This is a genomic window from Pauljensenia sp. C0254C2, assembly GCF_056583835.1.
The window spans coordinates 226,772-244,195 of sequence record NZ_JBWPJO010000001.1; the positions used below are offsets into that span (position 1 = coordinate 226,772).

General features: G+C 60.2%; 14 protein-coding genes and 1 riboswitch. Of the genes, 10 read left to right on the forward strand and 4 right to left on the reverse strand.

What is annotated here, in order from left to right; genetic code table 11:
* Positions 1–78: 78 nt before the first annotated feature.
* Positions 79–1,209, reverse strand: coding sequence for a hypothetical protein (locus AC1DA5_RS01090; RefSeq protein ID WP_092648441.1), 1,131 nt, complete (start codon positions 1,207–1,209; stop codon positions 79–81).
* 69 nt (positions 1,210–1,278) lie between these two features.
* Between AC1DA5_RS01090 and AC1DA5_RS01095 the strand changes: the two genes are divergently transcribed.
* The 10 genes from AC1DA5_RS01095 to AC1DA5_RS01140 all read left to right on the forward strand — a co-directional run bounded on the left by AC1DA5_RS01095 (position 1,279) and on the right by AC1DA5_RS01140 (position 13,277).
* Positions 1,279–1,782: a ribosome maturation factor RimP gene (locus AC1DA5_RS01095; protein WP_257525422.1), complete on the forward strand. Its 504-nt coding sequence runs from the start codon at positions 1,279–1,281 to the stop codon at positions 1,780–1,782.
* Between the two features lie 6 nt (positions 1,783–1,788).
* On the forward strand, positions 1,789–2,940 hold the full coding sequence (gene nusA, locus AC1DA5_RS01100) for a transcription termination factor NusA (RefSeq protein ID WP_082628495.1): 1,152 nt from the start codon (positions 1,789–1,791) through the stop codon (positions 2,938–2,940).
* A gap of 20 nt (positions 2,941–2,960) precedes the next feature.
* Positions 2,961–3,275 carry a YlxR family protein gene (locus tag AC1DA5_RS01105; protein ID WP_074026152.1) on the forward strand — a complete coding sequence of 105 codons (315 nt, stop codon included), beginning with the start codon at positions 2,961–2,963 and terminating at the stop codon, positions 3,273–3,275.
* A gap of 110 nt (positions 3,276–3,385) precedes the next feature.
* Positions 3,386–6,283, forward strand: coding sequence for a translation initiation factor IF-2 (gene infB / locus AC1DA5_RS01110; protein ID WP_480289055.1), 2,898 nt, complete (start codon positions 3,386–3,388; stop codon positions 6,281–6,283).
* A 98-nt stretch (positions 6,284–6,381) separates the two neighbouring features.
* Positions 6,382–6,487, forward strand: a riboswitch (TPP riboswitch).
* Between the two features lie 24 nt (positions 6,488–6,511).
* Complete coding sequence (locus AC1DA5_RS01115; RefSeq protein WP_092648443.1) at positions 6,512–7,666, forward strand: phosphotransferase enzyme family protein; 1,155 nt, start codon at positions 6,512–6,514, stop codon at positions 7,664–7,666.
* Positions 7,663–8,730, forward strand: coding sequence for an ABC transporter substrate-binding protein (locus tag AC1DA5_RS01120; RefSeq protein WP_480289056.1), 1,068 nt, complete (start codon positions 7,663–7,665; stop codon positions 8,728–8,730). Before AC1DA5_RS01115 ends, AC1DA5_RS01120 begins: the two co-directional genes overlap by 4 nt.
* A gap of 69 nt (positions 8,731–8,799) precedes the next feature.
* On the forward strand, positions 8,800–9,546 hold the full coding sequence (locus AC1DA5_RS01125; protein WP_070725984.1) for an ABC transporter permease: 747 nt from the start codon (positions 8,800–8,802) through the stop codon (positions 9,544–9,546).
* On the forward strand, positions 9,530–10,270 hold the full coding sequence (locus AC1DA5_RS01130) for an ABC transporter ATP-binding protein (RefSeq protein ID WP_058236415.1): 741 nt from the start codon (positions 9,530–9,532) through the stop codon (positions 10,268–10,270). The genes AC1DA5_RS01125 and AC1DA5_RS01130 overlap by 17 nt, the downstream gene beginning before the upstream one ends.
* A gap of 2 nt (positions 10,271–10,272) precedes the next feature.
* Entirely contained in the window at positions 10,273–11,181 is a 909-nt protein-coding gene (locus tag AC1DA5_RS01135) for an ABC transporter substrate-binding protein (protein WP_092648444.1), read from the forward strand.
* Positions 11,182–11,549: 368 nt separating this feature from the next.
* Complete coding sequence (locus tag AC1DA5_RS01140) at positions 11,550–13,277, forward strand: FAD-dependent oxidoreductase (protein WP_070725958.1); 1,728 nt, start codon at positions 11,550–11,552, stop codon at positions 13,275–13,277.
* Here the strand turns inward: AC1DA5_RS01140 and AC1DA5_RS01145 are convergent.
* The 3 genes from AC1DA5_RS01145 to nadE all read right to left on the reverse strand — a co-directional run bounded on the left by AC1DA5_RS01145 (position 13,274) and on the right by nadE (position 17,387).
* The gene (locus AC1DA5_RS01145; RefSeq protein ID WP_162272391.1) at positions 13,274–15,901 is read right to left on the reverse strand and encodes a choice-of-anchor M domain-containing protein; all 2,628 of its coding nucleotides are present in this window, start codon (positions 15,899–15,901) and stop codon (positions 13,274–13,276) included. The two genes, AC1DA5_RS01140 and AC1DA5_RS01145, sit on opposite strands and share 4 nt — an antisense overlap.
* A gap of 98 nt (positions 15,902–15,999) precedes the next feature.
* Complete coding sequence (locus AC1DA5_RS01150; RefSeq protein ID WP_092648446.1) at positions 16,000–16,548, reverse strand: hypothetical protein; 549 nt, start codon at positions 16,546–16,548, stop codon at positions 16,000–16,002.
* Positions 16,548–17,387 (reverse strand): ammonia-dependent NAD(+) synthetase, encoded by an 840-nt coding sequence (gene nadE, locus AC1DA5_RS01155; protein WP_058236854.1) that lies wholly within the window; start codon positions 17,385–17,387, stop codon positions 16,548–16,550. The genes AC1DA5_RS01150 and nadE overlap by 1 nt, the downstream gene beginning before the upstream one ends.
* Between the last annotated feature and the right edge of the window lie 37 nt (positions 17,388–17,424).

The following is a 17,424-nucleotide window of genomic DNA, read 5'->3' on the forward strand; positions in this document are numbered from 1 at the left end:
AACTGGACGCCGCGCATGACAGGCGAAAAATGCGCGGGCAGGTATCACGCACACCGCAATACGTGAGGGACAGAAACGTTACTGCTTTAAGGCTGCATCGAGGGCGTCTGACATGTCAGCACTGCCCGATGCGGCTCCTGCCACAATGTCAGCGGCCAGGCTGCGCACCCCCAGAGCGCGCACATCCGCATCGGCGGAATCAACCAGAGTCAGATCCGTTGCCAGCATCAACGCATCCAGTGACTGAGGTGACGACTCTTCCAGATGGCACCGGAACTCGCGCGTATCGTCCACGCCAGCGTTGAGGACAACTCGCGTGCGTTCCAACAATCGATCCACCGTGGCAGATGCGTCAGCGATCCCCTCGCCCTCCACCTGGAGGGCAGGAAGAGTCTGACCGACACAGTCCCATACGCGCACCGCATTGGACACGTCAGCATCTTCAGTGAAGTCGCGTTGATCGCTGTGCATGCCCTGGTCAGCGGGTGCCAGGTGCGCAAAGAGGACGGTGCCTGTGTCGACAGGCGCAACCTCCTGGGCATCCAAAATTCCCTGAGCCGCGCGCATCACGCCATCACGAGCAGACCCGCCCGCAGAATCCCCGAAAGTCCGAGCCGCAATCCGTTTCGCCAGTACCAGCACACTTGATGCGCCCTCACCGTAATCAACGCCCACAACCGCACCGAGCGTGGTCGCATCCGCCAGGCGCGCCGCCGCGACCCTGGAAAGTATGCGCGCATCGGCATCACTGAGCAGGGCAGGATCAGCGACGGATGACAAGTCGCGTACAGCACAGGCCGCCATCCAGGCGACGAATGCATCCGCTGCAACGGGAGCCTCAGCGATCGGATCGGGCAAGTCAGCGCCCTCAGGGGCACCATCAGGCCACGGATCCCATACGCCTCCCAGTGACTCGACTCGCTGCGCGGCACGGTCGGCCACATCGCGCCACGCCTTCTGGCACGGCTCACACTGTCCGGCCAGATCAGCGAGCTCGTTGGCGCGAGCGGCAATTGCCCAATCCGCGCGAACAGCACGATCGCGCACCAGCTGGGGCGCTGTCAGCTCAGGCAGTGAGCCCTGCGCCGATTCCAGGTGAACCCCGCAGCCCGTGAGTGTCACGGCGATGGCAGCTATCGCGGCGCTTGCGCACGTCGCCCTCGCCAAATGGTAAAACGAGTGGCGGTGCAGGCTGGAGGAAAACTTCACGGTGTCATCATCGCATGCGCATGTGGCTAAACTAGTGAATATTGGCGTGTCGTTCGGAAGGAAGAAACTGTGGCACAACCCGCTCAGCCAGTAGATCAGGATCTGATCAGGCGCATACTGGAGCCCGTCGTCGCCACGTGCGGACTCATCATCGATCAGATCGAGGTCGTCGGCCCCCAGGCGCGTCCGATTGTGCGCATCAGCGTGGATTACGGTGAGGACACGTCTGCAGACTCCTACGAGTCAGTTGACTCCGACACACTCGCGCAGGTCTCACGAGCCATTTCCTTGGCGATGGATGAGGCCGACCCGATTGACAGTGAATACATTCTGGAAGTGTCCACACCGGGAGCCGAGCGTGAACTCACGCAGCCGCGGCACTGGCGCAGACAGATCGGACGGCTCATCCGCGTCAAGCTTCGCGACGGGACCACCGTTGAGGGGCGACTGTCCGAAGTGGCTGATCAGCAGGTCATTCTGGTGGTCGATGGTGAGCCGGTTACCATTGAATACGACACGATCAAGAAGGCGCGTCCGCGCGTCGAGCTTGGCACGGGTAAGTCAGACAAGTGAGGGATCATGGAAATTGACATGACAGCGCTCCGAATGGTGGAGCAGGAAAAAGGTGTAGATCTCAATACTCTTGTGGACGCGATCGAAGAGGCGCTGCTCAAGGCGTATCACAACATCCCGGGCGCTATCCGCAAAGCTCGCATTGAGATCGACAAGCGTTCAGGGCGGGTCACCGTCATGGCGACCGAGGAAGACGACGACGGCAACCCGATCGGTGAATTCGATGACACTCCCTCCAACTTTGGGCGCATCGCACAGGCAACTGCGCGCTCGGTGATCATGCAGCGGCTGCGAGACGCCGACGATCAGAAAGTTCTGGGCGACTTCGCATCCAAGACCGGGCAGATCGTCACCGGCCTTGTCCAGCAGGCACGTGAACGCCACCTGACGCTGGTGAAACTATCGGACGACTTCGAGGCCGTGCTGCCGGATTCAGAAAAGGTTCCGGGCGAGGAATACCACCACAATGAGCGGATCCGCGCCTACGTCGTGTCGGTTGAACGCACCGAGCGTGGCGCGCGAATCGTCCTGTCACGAACCCACCCCGGCTTGGTGCTCGGCCTGTTCGAACGCGAGGTTCCTGAGATCCAGCAGGGTCTGGTGGAGATCAAGGCCGTTGCGCGCGAAGCGGGCCACCGCACGAAGATCGCCGTTGCAGCAACACGTGAAGGTGTCAACGCCAAGGGAGCATGCATTGGGCCGATGGGGTCGCGTGTGCGCTCGGTGATGACTGAGCTGGGTGGTGAAAAGATCGACATCGTTGACTGGTCGGCAGATCCTGCTCGTTTCGTGTCCAACGCGCTGTCTCCGGCGCGCGTGAGCCGAGTGGTCGTGCATTCGGTTGAAAATCACACCGCCACCGCCGTTGTGCCTGACTTCCAGCTCTCACTGGCAATCGGCAAAGAGGGACAAAACGCTCGACTGGCTGCGCGTCTGACAGGTTTCCACATTGATATTCACTCCGACACGGATGCGGACGGAAAGATGGAGGCGTCACGCTCATCGATGCCTGACATGCCCTATGGAGGTGACGAGGCTGCTAGCGTGTCAGATGGTAGCGGCACCGACGCATTCGACATCACTGCCGAGGACGAGGACGAGGACGACGTGACCAGTCGCTCACATACAGATTCCAATACGGACGCCGACCTCAGTTAGACTGGTTGGGCTGGACTAGTATGTGTGCGGTGGAGACGCATGACCATTCAGGCCCGATTCGCACATGTATTGGCTGCCGGCAGCGAGGCGCCCCCTCGAGCATGGTTCGAATGGTGGCGACTCACGACGGATCCGCACAGGTGGATCCAAAAGGCATCCTGCCAGGTCGTGGTGCGTGGATTCACGCACATGCGACATGCATGGAGAAGGCCCGCCGACGGCGAGCCCTCGAACATGCATTACGCCTGCCTCACACCGTGGGGGAGGACCAGTGGGATCACCTGATCGACACGATCACATTGTCAGCAACGCACCGTGCGTTGGACATCGAGTAATGGAAGCGGGTTGGAAGCTGATGGGCACCCGATGAGTACCCAGCGATGAGCTGCCAGCAAGAACGATAAGTCCCGTCTCCAGTTCGGAGACGGATCCGGACAGGAGAATTGTGGCAAAGTTGCGTGTACACGAGCTCGCCAAAGAGCTCGGCATTGCCAGCAAAGAACTCTTGGCGTACCTGCGCGATAGCGGAGAGTTCGTCAAGGCATCAAGCTCGGCTCTGGAACCGCCAGTGGTTCGAGCCGTGCGTGAACACTACGCCTCCCTTGCGCCTCAGGACACAGAAGAATCCGAGAAGGCGAAGGCACCCAAGAAAACAAGGAAAACGGCTGCGAAGACAACTACTGCGTCTCGTAAGTCGACCAGGAAGTCGTCCACTGCGTCCACACCTGCCGACCTGGCACAGCCAGAAAGCAGTGCGGCCAGTGATGATGCGCCGACCGGAAAGTCAGAAAAGAAACCGGCCAAGGCGCGAGCACCGAAGCCAGGACCGGTAGCGCACGCAGCTGACAAGAAGGCAGCTGCAGCGGCGAAACCGGGACCTCGCGATACTCAGGAATCAGGCGATGCTCACGCATCGGCACCGGTGTCGTCGGGAGAATCTGGTCCCAAGCCCGGCCCCCAATCCGCCAAGAAAGCATCGGCTTCAGATTCCAAGGCTCATGGCCGCCAGTCGGCACCGCGCCCAGGACCTCGTCCCGGCCCGCGCCCTGCTGGGCCACGCCCAGGCAACAATCCCTTCGCATCCACGCAAGGTATGCCTCGACCTGGTGGAACACGCGGTGGCCAGCGCACCAACAGGCCCGGTGGCCGCGGCACACAAGGTGGCGCTGCGCACACGAACCGCTCCGGCGGTGGCGAGCACCGCGCTGAACGCCCGAACCGTTCACGCGGCGGCAACCATCCAAACCCGATGATGATGCCCGATCAGGCACGGTTCGCCAAGCCTGACCGCCCGTCACGTGGCGGACGTGGACGTTCCAACAATTCACGTCACAACAGCCCAGGAGTCGGCGCACACGCAGGTGCATTTGCGCCCCCGAGCGGTGGCCGTCCCCGTGGCGGTCGCGGTGGTCGCGGCTCCACACCGGGCGCATTCGGCCGTGGAAGCGGCTCGCGTCGCGGACGCAAGTCCAAGCGTGCAAGGCGGCAGGAATACGAAGAGCAGAGTGCACCGACAATCGGCGGCGTGAAGATTCCTCGCGGAAATGGCCAGGAGATTCGCATCCGTCAGGGCGCATCCCTGGCTGATCTTGCCGAAAAGATCGACGTCAATCCGGCAGCATTGGTGACTGTTCTGTTCCACCTCGGTGAAATGGCAACGGCCACGCAGTCACTGGATCAGGACACCTTTGAAACACTGGGCGACGAACTGGGCTACAACGTCAAGGTCGTTTCCCCAGAAGACGAGGATCGCGAACTGCTTGAGTCCTTCGATATCGACCTTGAGGCCGAAGAACTTGATGATGAAGAGCACCTCAAGCCGCGCCCACCGGTCGTCACCGTCATGGGTCACGTCGACCACGGTAAGACGAAGCTGCTGGACGCCATCCGGCACACCGACGTCGTCGACACCGAACACGGTGGCATCACCCAGCACATCGGCGCCTACCAGGTCACGGTGGATATGGAGGGCAAGGACCGCCCCATCACATTCATCGACACGCCTGGTCACGAAGCCTTCACCGCTATGCGTGCCCGTGGCGCCAAGGTGACGGACATTGCGATCCTGGTGGTCGCAGCCGATGACGGCGTCATGCCGCAGACCGTTGAAGCGATCAACCATGCGCAGGCAGCGGACGTGCCGATCGTTGTGGCCGTCAACAAGGTGGATAAGGAAGATGCCAATCCGGATAAGATCCGCTCCCAGCTCACCGAATACAACCTTGTGGCTGAAGAATATGGCGGCGACGTCATGTTCGTGGACGTGTCCGCCAAGCAGCGCACCGGCATCAGTGACCTGCTCGAAGCAGTCCTCCTGACAGCGGATGCCGCACTTGACCTGGAGGCAAACCCTGACACCGAGGCGCGAGGCGTCGCCATTGAAGCGAACCTTGACCGTGGTCGTGGTGCGGTTGCCACCATGCTGGTCCAGCGTGGAACGCTGCGCGTGGGAGACGCCCTCGTTGTGGGATCCGCCTCCGGACGCGTGCGCGCCATGTTCGACGAGTATGGCAAGGATGTGCAGGAAGCCGGTCCGTCACGACCGGTGCAGGTGATCGGCCTGACATCAGTTCCACGGGCAGGCGACTCCTTCCTTGTGGCATCCGATGACCGCACCGCCCGCCAGATCGCTGACAAGCGAGAAGCTGCCGAGCGCGCAGCACTGCTGGCCAAGCGTCGCAAGCGCGTCACCCTCGAAGACTTCGATAAGGTTCTCAAGGAAGGTGAAGTTGACACCCTCAACCTTGTCATCAAGGGTGACGTGTCCGGTGCCGTTGAGGCTCTGGAAGATTCCTTGCTGCGTATCGACGTGGGCGACGAAGTTGCCCTGCGGATCATCCACCGCGGCGTCGGAGCCATTACGCAAAACGATGTCAACCTGGCCACCGTCGATAACGCGGTCATCATCGGCTTTAACGTGCGTCCGGCTGAGCGCGTGGCTGAAATGGCCGACGCGGAAGGCGTGGAGATCAAGTACTACTCGGTCATCTACGCAGCCATCGACGATATCGAAGCGGCCCTGAAGGGCATGCTCAAGCCGATTTATGAAGAGGTCGCGCTGGGCACGGCTGAGATCCGCCAGGTCTTCCGCTCCGGCAAGTTCGGTAACATCGCAGGCTCCATTGTCCGTGACGGCATCATTCGCCGCGGCTCGAAGGCCCGCCTGGTTCGCGACGGTGTCGTGGTTGCTCCCGATTTGGAGATCGCGTCGCTGCGCCGCGAAAAGGACGATGTCACCGAGGTTCGCGAAGGCTACGAATGCGGTATCACCCTGGGCTTCAAGGACATTGCCGAGGGCGACATCATCGAAACGTGGGAAATGAAGGAAAAGGCTCTCGACTAGTTCGCACTGTGTTTCCTGTCCCATTGACGAGGGTGACCCATCCACTATGTGAGGGTGGGGCACCCTCGTTTTACGTATGACGTGCAGCTGATGGTATGGTGAGGGGGCACGGGAGCCCGGACAGGCGGGCTGAGAGGGAAAATTCTCCGACCGTTATACCTGAACCAGATCATGCTGGCGTAGGAACGCGGTTTAGTCGTGCGCATTGGTGAGCACGAGGAGCCGCAAATGAATCGAGACGAACAACTCGACATCATTAACAATGTGTGGCCACTGATCTCAGATCAGGATGTGGCGGCGCTGGAAGAGCGCCTGGTGGATATGCCGCATCTGGCGGGTGCTTCCGCCCAGTGCCCGCAGGTCCTCACTCACTCGGCGCGTCCAATGGCCTCGGCGTGTATCGCCCAGCTGGCATGTGGAACACGCGTCTTCATCAAACGCTATGCGCCCCACCTGATCAGCGAATACGACCTGTGTGCCAAACATGACTACGTGAACCGGCTTGCCGCAGGCGCCTTCCCGACGCCGCGCTTCTTCACCTTCGATACCGGCAGAACATGTCTGACGATGGGCGGATGGGTCTGGGAAGTGAGCGAATGCGCGCCGGGTGAAGACCGTTACCGTGCGACGACCAGCTGGATGCCGCCGTACACACGCGAAGAGAGCGTGGAAATCGGCCGAGTGGCGGGGCAGCTTCGTCGCGCCTCTGAAAAGATTCCGGCAGTGGTCGCACCGCCCAATCCTTACCAGTCGCGCATGGACCTCATGCTGGGTGATCCGTTTGACCGTCTTGAAGCCTGGTGCGAAGCGCACCCCATCGTTGCCAACTATGTGTCCAGAACCGGCCGTGACCTGGCTGGTGACCTGGCAGTTGTCGCTCCTTTTGCGCGGGCCCTTGAGCCGCTGCGGGAGCGCCCTCGTTACTGGACACACGGGGACCTGCACGTGTCCAACACGATGTGGAAGGACACCAGGCAGGGTCCCGTCATCACCAGTGTCTTTGATTTTGGGCTGGCATACGCCAACCCGTCGCTGTTCGATCTGGCACAGCTCATTGAACGTCACGCGATCGACTGGCTGACCATCACTGAAGGTATCGAAAATGCGTGGCGTCCCCAGGTGGTGCGCGACCTTCTGGACGGGTATGTCAGTCAGTACCCACTGATGCGCGAGGAGGCTCGCATGCTCGCGCCGATGGTGGCAGTGTCGAACACCGAGTTCGAACTCGCTGTTATCGAGTATGACCAGCGTGCCCCGATACCGGGGCGTACGTCGGATTGGGCGTACACGATCGGGATGGATGCTCATCACCGGTGGTTCACCACTGAATCCGGCACTCAATTTATCCGCACAGTTACCCAACTAGCAATCGAGAGATCATGAAAACAACCAGGCTTTTGCCCCTCCTCCTCAGCGTCGCCATGCTGGGCGCATGCTCATCAGGCGGATCGTCGGATATGTCCTCAGCTGACCAGTCAGGCGCCGACGCCACCGGCCAGTCGGCTTCGCAGGCCTCTGGACAGATGCGTGATGTGTCCGTCATCTTGGACTGGACACCGAACACGAATCACACTGGACTGTTCGTCGCCCAGGAAAAAGGCTACTTCGCGGACGCCGGATTGAATGTGGACATCATGGGCTTCTCCAAGTCAGGTGTTGACGCTGTCCTCAGCGCGAAGGGCGCTGATTTTGGAATCTCGGGAGCAGATGCACTGGCATCGGCTCACGCCGCCAACCTTGGGCTGACGATGGTGCTGAATATTCAGCAAAAGTCCTCCTATGGCGTGGGAGTTCTGGAAGATTCGGGGATCACCCGTCCAAAAGATCTGGACGGCAAGACAATTGCAGACTACTCGGGCGATTCGGCCCATATCTCCACCCAGATGATGATTCAGCACGATGGCGGAACAGGCGAATTTGACCGCGTCATTGTGGGCGCGCAGGCGATGGCGGCTCTGGAATCAGGCCAGGCGGATTTTGCTGAGGTTCTCAGCACGTGGGAGGCAATTGAGGCAGAACTGTCGGGCACCAAGCTGCACATGTTCCAGCCCGCCGACTATGACGTTCCCACCACTCCGGCAATGATCGGCATTTCGACGCGCAACGACTTGATCGAATCGGATCCCGACCTTGTCCGCGCCTTCGTGCAGGCAGCACAAAAGGGCTACGAGTTCGCCAAGGATAACCCCGATGAAGCGGCGAAAACTCTGGTCGATGCCAACCCACAGGCCAAACTTGATCCCGAACTGGTCACCCGCAGCCAGGAAATACTCTCCACACAGTATTGGCCTGATTCAAAGGGTGGTGTGGGCTTTGCCGACATTGATCGCTGGAACACCTACCTGGCATTCATTGTCGAGCAGGGCCTCGTGTATGACGAGAAGGGGACTGCGGTCACCGAACCGATCGCAGCTGACGACATCGTCACCAATGAGTTCGTGAAGTAACAGATGCCCGCGAGGTACCGCACCGCCGTCTCTGCACGTGAGCGCGACCAACACCACCGGGGCAGTTTCATGCCCGCACTGATGTTTGTGGTGTTGCTCCTGTGCGCGTGGGAGGTGGCGGTGCGCGCGTTCAACGTCAACGAACGCCTTATGCCGGCGCCCTCGACGATTATCCACGCCGGCTTTGATGATGCGCCCAATGTCTGGGAAGCCACCAGGATCACCGCCCTTGAAGTTGGCCTGGGAACGGTGCTTGCACTCGTGTGCGGTGTGAGCCTGGCTTTCATCATCTTTGCGATTCGCCCGATCGGTCGTGTCGCCATCCCTGTTCTCATCATCTCGCAGACCATTCCGGTCGTCGCTATTGCGCCGCTGCTCATTATCTGGTTCGGCTTCGGTATCACGTCGAAAGTACTGCTGGTCGGATTGTTCGGGCTTTTCCCGATCGTGGTGCCGCTGGCGCGCGGACTGGCATCGCCCAGCAGAGACCAGATTGACGTGGCCACGACCTTGGGCGCATCGAAATGGTGGATACTCACGCATGTGCGCATGCCCGCTGCGGCCGCAGTGTTCATGTCCGGGCTACGTATCACCGTCACCTACGGGCCGGCTACGGCAGCGACTGCTGAGTTTGTCGGAGCGCGCAATGGCTTGGGAATCTACCTGCTGACCGCGCAATCCTCGTTTCGCACCGAGCTGGTCTTTGTCGGCGCAGCAGTGTTGACGGCGATGACACTGGTGCTGTACGGCGTTGTTGCTCTGGCCGAACGCATTGCGTTTCCCTGGAAAGCGGTGACACATGCTTCACATCAATGACGTCAGTAAACAATTCCAGGTCCCGCCCACTCTGGCCCTCGATCGCATTTCAGCCACTCTGTACCCACATCAGACTGTGGCAATCGTCGGGCCATCAGGATGTGGCAAGTCCACGCTGCTGCGTATCGTGTCCGGCCTGGATCACGCCACGAGCGGCCAGCTCGAATGGCAGGTGGATAACCCGCACGTCGCACTGATGCCGCAAAACGACGGTCTGTTTCAGTGGCGCACTGTTGTTGACAACGTCGCATTGCCGCTGTTCATCCACAAACTACCCCCGGCCACGGCACGGCAGGCCGCCCTCGACCTTCTCGCTCAGTTTGAGCTCGACGAATTCGCACACGCCTATCCGGACCAGCTCTCTGGTGGAATGCGCTCGCGTGTGGCATTTCTGCGGACGATGCTCGCTGAACCCACATTGATCGCACTGGATGAGCCGTTCGGCGCCCTTGATTCCATGACGCGCGCCGGCATTCAACGGTGGTTGGTCAGCGCCGCCCGGCAGCGCGCACTGTCGATCCTGCTGGTCACGCACGATGTGGAAGAGGCCATTACCCTTGCTGACAGGGTTCTTGTCATGTCCGCTCGGCCGGGTCGCATTGTCGCAGATTACCCCATTGATCTGCCTAACCGCACCGATCCCAATCTGCGCACAGATCCCCGGTTCTTACACGCACTCACCAGTATCAGAGTCGCCCTCGAACAAGGGGCAGAAAGAAGGTAGCAATGAACCTCGTCAGAATTCGTCTGGAATACGTCGTGACGTGGCCCAACCACGCCGGCCTGTTCGTGGCACGCAAGAAAGGCTTGTATGCCGACCAGGATCTGGACGTCGACATCTCCTGGGACGGTTTTGACCGTGGCACGCCCGCTGAACTGACCGCCCGCGGCGAATTCCAGTTCGCCTCGATCCGCTTGGGCGAGCTGCTCGAAACCCGGAAGACTGATCACCCCTTTGTTGCGGTCGCCACATTCAACCAGAACCAGCTTGGCGGCGTCATTACGTTGAAGTCCAAGGGCATCACCCGCTTCCGTGACCTGGAAGGCAAGCATGTGTCGATCCCACCGGTGGGACGCCTGACTGAAATGGTCAAGGAAGCTGTCGAAAAGGACGGGGGAGACTACTCGAAGGTCATCGTGGAAGATCCTGGCGTGTTCGAGCCGGACATCCGCGCAGTCGAAAAAGGTCATTATGACGCGATCTTCAACGTGCTTGGCTGGGAAGCCTACCAGGGGTCGGAAGACTTTGGTCAGGTCGTTCAGATCTCCTTCGACGACATTGAGGTCACGCCACACCATGCCTACTTCCTATGCGTCGAAGAGTCCTACCTGCGTGAGCATGGCGACACGGTGCGCAGCTTCCTGCAGGCCACCGGCAAGGGATACGACTTTGCGCGCGACAATCAGGATGAGACGATCCAGCTGATTGCCAGCACCATGTGCGCCAGCGAAGAAGACACCCTCAAAGCTTCCCTGGCCTTTATGGCGCCCACGTGGCACGCGCCCAGTGGACAGTGGGGGCAGATGGACGAGGGGGTCATCCGCTCCTACACCCAGTGGATGGTTGATAACGGGTTCACCACCGCGACGATGGATGACATTGATGGCGCGTGGACGAACGACTACCTGCAGTAAGACAACTGCCCGCAGTACGTGAACGCTGGGGTGAGGCCGGGAGAATCTGCCCGACCTCACCCCAGATCGTGTAAGAGAAGAAAACCCCGCCGAATCTCACTGCGCTGACGGGTGAGATGACAAAGAGGAACGAGACAAAACGGACAGCGGCGAAAACAGAAAGCCCTTCAAAGCGACGAAAGTGGAACCCACGAGGACGAACAGAAGATTGTATGAATGTGAATTTCGTTTGTGACAAGAGGGGGAGTGCGATCCGGCACGTTCGTCGCTTCAATGCCGTACAGTAGCGGTAAGTGTGAAACGAGTGGGCACTCACTGGCAATGGTGAAGCGTGATCCCTCGTCCGAACGACACATGAAAGGCCAGCAATGAAGCGAACAGAATTCGATGTCGTTGTCGTCGGGTCGGGTGCAGCCGGCCTGAGCGCGTCACTGACGGCGGCAAAAAACGGGCTACGCACACTGATGATCGAAAAAGGCGACAAATGGGGCGGGTCCACCGCTAAGTCGGCCGGCATGGTGTGGGTGCCGGGTAACAAACAGCTTCAACGTGTCGGCGGCAACGACAATATGGAAATGGGTCGCACCTACATGAAGGCGACGGTTGGAGACTGCACCAGTGACGAAATGATTGATTCGTTCCTGACCAACGGTACGCGCGCGATGGATTTCCTGACTGCAAACTGCCCCGGACTGGTGTGGCGCAACATGGAAGGCTACCCCGATTACTGGCTCGACGCTCCGGGAGCTCAGCCGCAAGGACGCGGCGTGGAGGCCGGTGCCTTCGACTCGAACAAACTGGGCAAATGGAAAAAGAACCAGATGGAGGCCTATTTCAAACCGGCTGTTCCGCTGGATCTGAATTCGTTCGACTCCGCCGACATCCTGCTCTTTGCGTCAAGCTGGAAGCCGTGGGCGCGACTGGCCCGACTGACTGCACGCAACATCAAGCATCTCTTTGCCCGGCGCACACCGCGCACAATGGGAATGGGACTGACCGGCGCCCTCATGGAAGGATGCCTGCGCGCAGGTGTCGAAATTGCCATGAACACCGCGTTGAAGGACCTCATTGTGGAGGATGACGCGGTGCGCGGCATCGTCGTGACGCACGAAGGCAAGGAGTCACGTATCCGCGCTGCCAAGGGCGTCATCCTGGCGTGCGGCGGGTTCGAGCGAAACGCGCAGATGCGTCAGAAATACCAGCGCCACCCGATTAATGGCACGTGGACTGTCGGCGCGGAAACGAACACGGGCGACGGTATTCAGGTCGGCCTGCAACACGGTGCTGCGATCGACAATATGGCTGATGCGATCTGGTCACCTGTTATCCAGTTGCCGCGTTCATCCGCGTGGACGCCGATCGTCATTGAAGATGAGGAACGCTTTATCGTCCCGGACCGGTCCCTGCCACACACCGTGATTGTCAACGGCCAGGGCAAGCGCTTCATGAACGAAGCGCTGCCATACTGCACCGCTGGCCAGGGCCTGTATGGTGGGCATTTCGGCAAGGGCGAGGGAGACGCTGAAAACCTTCCCGCCTGGCTGATCTTCGATCATCAGTTCCGCTCGAAATACGTGTTCGGCTACGGACACATGCCGGTCGTGCCCCTGCCCAGGGAATACTTCGAATCAGGGGCGATGGTACAGGCAGACAGCGTGGACGAGCTGGCGCAGAAGATCGACGTGCCGGTCGAGCAGCTGCGCCTCACCCTCGAGCGGTTCAACGATTTTGCGCGCACAGGCATCGACGAGGATTTCCACCGCGGCGAAAACGAACACGATCGTTTCTACGGTGACCGCTACCATGAGCCGAACCCGTCGCTCGGCACAGTGGAGAAAGGCCCGTTCTACGCCACGCAGGTCTACCCCGGTGACATTGGAACGTCGGGCGGCCTGGTGATTAATCCGCAGGCGCAGGTCACGCGCGAGGACGGCAGTGTCATTGACGGTCTGTATGCGGCCGGCAATACCACCAAATCCATTGTTGGACACACCTACACTGCCGGCGGCACGTCGATTGGGGCCGCTCTGGTCTTCGGGTATGTTGCCGCGCGTACGATCGCAGAAAAGGCCGGCCGCAATATGGTTGCTCACTAAGAACAGCGAGGGTGCCTGGCCACGCACGCACACCCGAGCGCGGCCAGTATGAGTGCGCCTGCGACCATTCCTCCATGGGCGCCACTGCTGGCAAGGCGCTGCGTGCCCAGTGGCGTAACTGATGCCAACGGGGCACCTGAAGCCGAGGCGGAGGCATGCTGCTCGCCCGTGCTCTGCGCGCCAGCCGCGTCCTGCGGTGTGGTACCTGCATCTGCACCGTCAGTCTTCGTCTTGCCAGAGTCTGTCGGCTGAGATTCGCTGGAGGGAGCCCCGCCAGCGGGAGTATCTGGCGTGGGAGTGCCTGCGGTGGGCGTGTCAGCGCACGAGGGCGTCTTTCCTGACCTGTGATCAAGGATTGCCTGGTGACCGACAAGTACGGTCAGGCACTGCTTGCCTGATGATGCGGGCGCGCCATCGATCGTCCCGCTGTAGGACGCATCGAGCAGATACACGCCAGGCTGGGTGAATGCCCACGCCGCATGTGCGTGAATGTTCGCCGGCATGGTGATGCTTGTCATTTCGCGGGTCGAATTTATCAATTCGGTGGTCTCACCGAAGGTTCCCAGGGTAAAGACGTGGTATGAGGCGCCTTTGGGAATGGAGCGCGGCTCAAGGTGTAAAGTCAGTGACTCGGCACGCTCAGCGTCAACCTCGGTCGTCGACCAGCCTGGCCACAACGCGCCCTGGCGCTGTTCCTGGTCCAGCAGGTAGTACTTGGCTGGAGGTGTGGGAAGGAAATTGGGTCCGTTCGCCGCGCCTGACGGAGTGCGCGGAGTGGACCGACGCGTATTGTCATCCAGTGCGAACGCGACTGACGATAGTTCGCGAACCTGCGATGAATGTGCATGCTGCCTGGTGTCATCCTTCAATGCGATCCCCAGACGACCATTTGCCTCCAAGCGGGCCTGAATATCCACGTGGCCATCGTTCAGGATCAGACGCGGGTCAGCCTGTGTGTGCGGCGAGTCGCTATCGGTTCCGGGAGCGGTGCCTGGTTTCGCACCGGGATTTGAGCCAGGATCAGTCCCCGTCTCGGATCCGCCCGGCTTTCCATCCGTACCGGCTGCGTCGGACGGATCGGAATCTGGATCGGCAGGTGCTGCGGGAGAAGCAGCTCTCAGCGTGCCTGAATACGTCAGCGGCTGAGCAGTATTGACAGGCGTGGGGATCGTGACCTCGGTCGGCAGCGCTCCGATCAGAGCGTGAGGGAGCACCGTGAATTTCAGTGACATCCCATCGCAGTCAGACTGCATATAGGTGATGGAAGCGGTGGCTGCGCCCTTCGACCCCGACACCATCTCCGAGGGCTCAAGACCGCAGGTGGGATTATTCGCGCCAGCCTCGTAATATCCGCCACGGAGCGTCGCACGGATCTTCGGGTCATTGAACCTTATAGTCGTGCTGAATGTCTCCCCGTCTTCCGGGGTGAGCGTGAGAGCGAATCCCAAGTCAGTGGGCGTATACGCGTCGGTCGAAAATGCAGGCGCCGGATCGTGTGAAGCGGGCTGCGGCAGCCCCTGAGCGCTTGCGGGAGACGATACCGTTGCCGCAGCATCGCCTGTCGAGTAAGACACTTCGGGTGAGACCCACCTGGCGTGTGTGCCATCTGCGGGAATAAAAACGGCTTGGAGGGAGCTGGTGGTGTTCCCCAGCATTTCAGGCCACGTTGCACGCCCGTCTTTAACAGGTACTTCCGCCAGGAAATAGCCGTCGATCAAGAAGGTCACTGTTCCGCTGGCACCTTCAGGCACGCTCGCCACCAGATCCGTCAGCTGATCATCACCATCATTGTCTCGCCCGTGGTGGGGGCGAACGGTCAAGGAGTAGGTACCGGCCTGCGGTGGAGCATCAGATGCCGCGGCAAACTGATCGGACAGCGAAGCAGAGGGTGTGCTTCCGGGTTGGCTGCCGCCGACCTGCCACACGTGCGGGTACTTTCTTGACGCGATCAGGGTGCCGTCAGCTGAGCGTGCGGTGACGCGATATGTCGCCGTGTAGCGTCCGGGTTTGGAAAACAGCGTCATATTGTGCGTGTGAGATCCTGCAGTCAACCATGTTGAGCGCAGATCCGGATTATGGCTGGAGATTAAGCGCGTCAGAATCTTCAATGGCCCCAACGTCGTGTAATTCATCAGTTCCATGCGACCAGGTCCATCAAAATCAACCAGGTCGAGGGTGAAAGTGCGACCAGCAAACTGTTCAATCGGAATATCTGCATCGGCACCAAATCCTGCCCAGATCGGAGCCTGATTCCACCCCGGAAGCTGCGGAGCCATGTACCACGTGGCACTGGTGTCTCGCAGGAATCTCACCTCAGGATCGTCAGGAACGTGGTAGATAAACTGCTGAGCCTGGGTTGTGTCGTTGTACCCCTTGCCGACCCAGTTTACGGTCTGCTCAAGCGGATAGACCTTCCCATGCGCCTCGTTCTTGAGGACGAAGGTTCCGCCTTCCCAATACGTTTTCGGCGCATCGATATGTCCGAGCGTTGCCACGGTTTTCCCGTCATCGGGAGCGGCATGGGTGGGCGGAGTTGTCGACAGTGCGGCGCCGATGGTCATGATTGCAGTGACGAGGGTGGCGCCGGCATATCGGAAGAATCGTTGGCGGGAGATGGCGGGCACGGTGTGCACCTTTCGTAGGCGGTGAAGTTACCACCACACTAGTGCAAGTGAGAATACTTATCAATAAGATGAGAGCTGCCCATTGTGACTCCTTGTCGTCAACGGGTAGCGATCACGCCCAGTGCTGTCCCCACCGCGACGCCCGCCGCATCGGCCACCACATCTACCGAATCGGCACCGCGACCCGGAATATGAGCCTGAAGTTTTTCGGAGATCCATCCGTGCGCGCATTGGCCCGCAGCGGCCACATACCACGGCACTCCCACAGCAACGAGGCTGGCAGTGCCTGCGGCAAACAACACAGCGTGCACAAGTTTGTCGGCATCACGCGGCATCGATTTCAACACGGCGTCCGCGATGCTGTCGTGATCGTCACTGTCGATGGCGCTGGTATCGTCGGTGGCACAGGTTCCGCCAGTGGAGCAGGCCGCGCTGGTGCCGGTATCGCTGGTGCCGGTATCGCTGAGGTAATTGGTGCCATTGCCGTCGGTGTCATCAGCGTCAGTGACGCCGATTCCGCTGGCGCCGCAATCCGACCGTGTCACAGCTCGCGGATCAGGGGCATAGAGTGCTGCAAGCTGCGCGCCCCACGCGAGACCAGCTAACACCCATGTGACAGGTGAAGGCTGACGCGAGCGTCGTGCCATCAGTGCGTCTTCTCCCAACGGCCAGGTGTCAAAGGCAGTGCACGCTTGTGAGCGGTGCGCGAGTGCCACCTGACGATGGTCTGCTCATCTTCTTCGCTCACCTCGCGGCCCTCAAGGTAGTCGTCAATGGCCTCATACGTGACGCCCAGAGCAACTTCATCAGGACGCAGCGGCTTATCAGATTCCAGATCCGCGGTAGGAACCTTGTCAGTCAGTGTCGCCGGAGCGCCCAGATAGCGGCCCAGCTCCCGCACGCGGCGCTTGGGCAGTCCAGTCAGCGGTGTCACGTCAGCAGCACCATCACCAAACTTCGTGTAGAACCCGACGAGGGCTTCCGCAGCCTGATCAGTGCCGACGACGAGCATTCCGCGAGCACCGGCAACTGTGAACTGCGCGATCATGCGTTCGCGAGCCTTCACGTTGCCCTTGACAAACTCCGTGTAGGAATCGACATGATCATCATCTGCTTCACTCACTGCCTGCCACATGGCATCGGTCGACGCTCCGATGTTGACTGTCAGAACCTGATCAGCATCGATAAACGACAGGGCATCTTGCGCGTCGTCCTCGTCAGCCTGGACCTGGTATGGAAGGCGCATCGCGACGAATGTGGCGTCACCACCATCCTCGCGCACTTTTTCGCACGCCAGCTGAGACAGGCGACCGGCAACGGTAGAATCTACTCCGCCCGAAATGCCCAGGACATAGCCCTTCAGGCCAGTTTCCTTGAGATATTCGGCCAGGAACGTGATTCGACGCTCGACCTCGTGAGCCGCATCGAAATCTTCGACAACTTCCAGTTCTTCCATAATCGCGCGTTGGCGTTCATGATCAGTCATATCTGAATCGTAGCGAACTGAGGGCGCTCGCAGTACT

What these genes read in the sequence shown, in the direction of transcription:
- AC1DA5_RS01125 (WP_070725984.1), top strand. Translation starts at nt 8,800, where the DNA reads ATGCCCGCACTGATGTTTGTGGTGTTGCTCCTGTGCGCGTGGGAGGTG.
- nusA (WP_082628495.1), top strand. Translation starts at nt 1,789, where the DNA reads ATGGAAATTGACATGACAGCGCTCCGAATGGTGGAGCAGGAAAAAGGT.
- AC1DA5_RS01135 (WP_092648444.1), top strand. Translation starts at nt 10,273, where the DNA reads ATGAACCTCGTCAGAATTCGTCTGGAATACGTCGTGACGTGGCCCAAC.
- AC1DA5_RS01105 (WP_074026152.1), top strand. Translation starts at nt 2,961, where the DNA reads ATGTGTGCGGTGGAGACGCATGACCATTCAGGCCCGATTCGCACATGT.
- AC1DA5_RS01115 (WP_092648443.1), top strand. Translation starts at nt 6,512, where the DNA reads ATGAATCGAGACGAACAACTCGACATCATTAACAATGTGTGGCCACTG.
- AC1DA5_RS01130 (WP_058236415.1), top strand. Translation starts at nt 9,530, where the DNA reads ATGCTTCACATCAATGACGTCAGTAAACAATTCCAGGTCCCGCCCACT.
- nadE (WP_058236854.1), bottom strand. Translation starts at nt 17,387, where the DNA reads ATGACTGATCATGAACGCCAACGCGCGATTATGGAAGAACTGGAAGTT.
- AC1DA5_RS01140 (WP_070725958.1), top strand. Translation starts at nt 11,550, where the DNA reads ATGAAGCGAACAGAATTCGATGTCGTTGTCGTCGGGTCGGGTGCAGCC.
- AC1DA5_RS01120 (WP_480289056.1), top strand. Translation starts at nt 7,663, where the DNA reads ATGAAAACAACCAGGCTTTTGCCCCTCCTCCTCAGCGTCGCCATGCTG.
- AC1DA5_RS01150 (WP_092648446.1), bottom strand. Translation starts at nt 16,548, where the DNA reads ATGGCACGACGCTCGCGTCAGCCTTCACCTGTCACATGGGTGTTAGCT.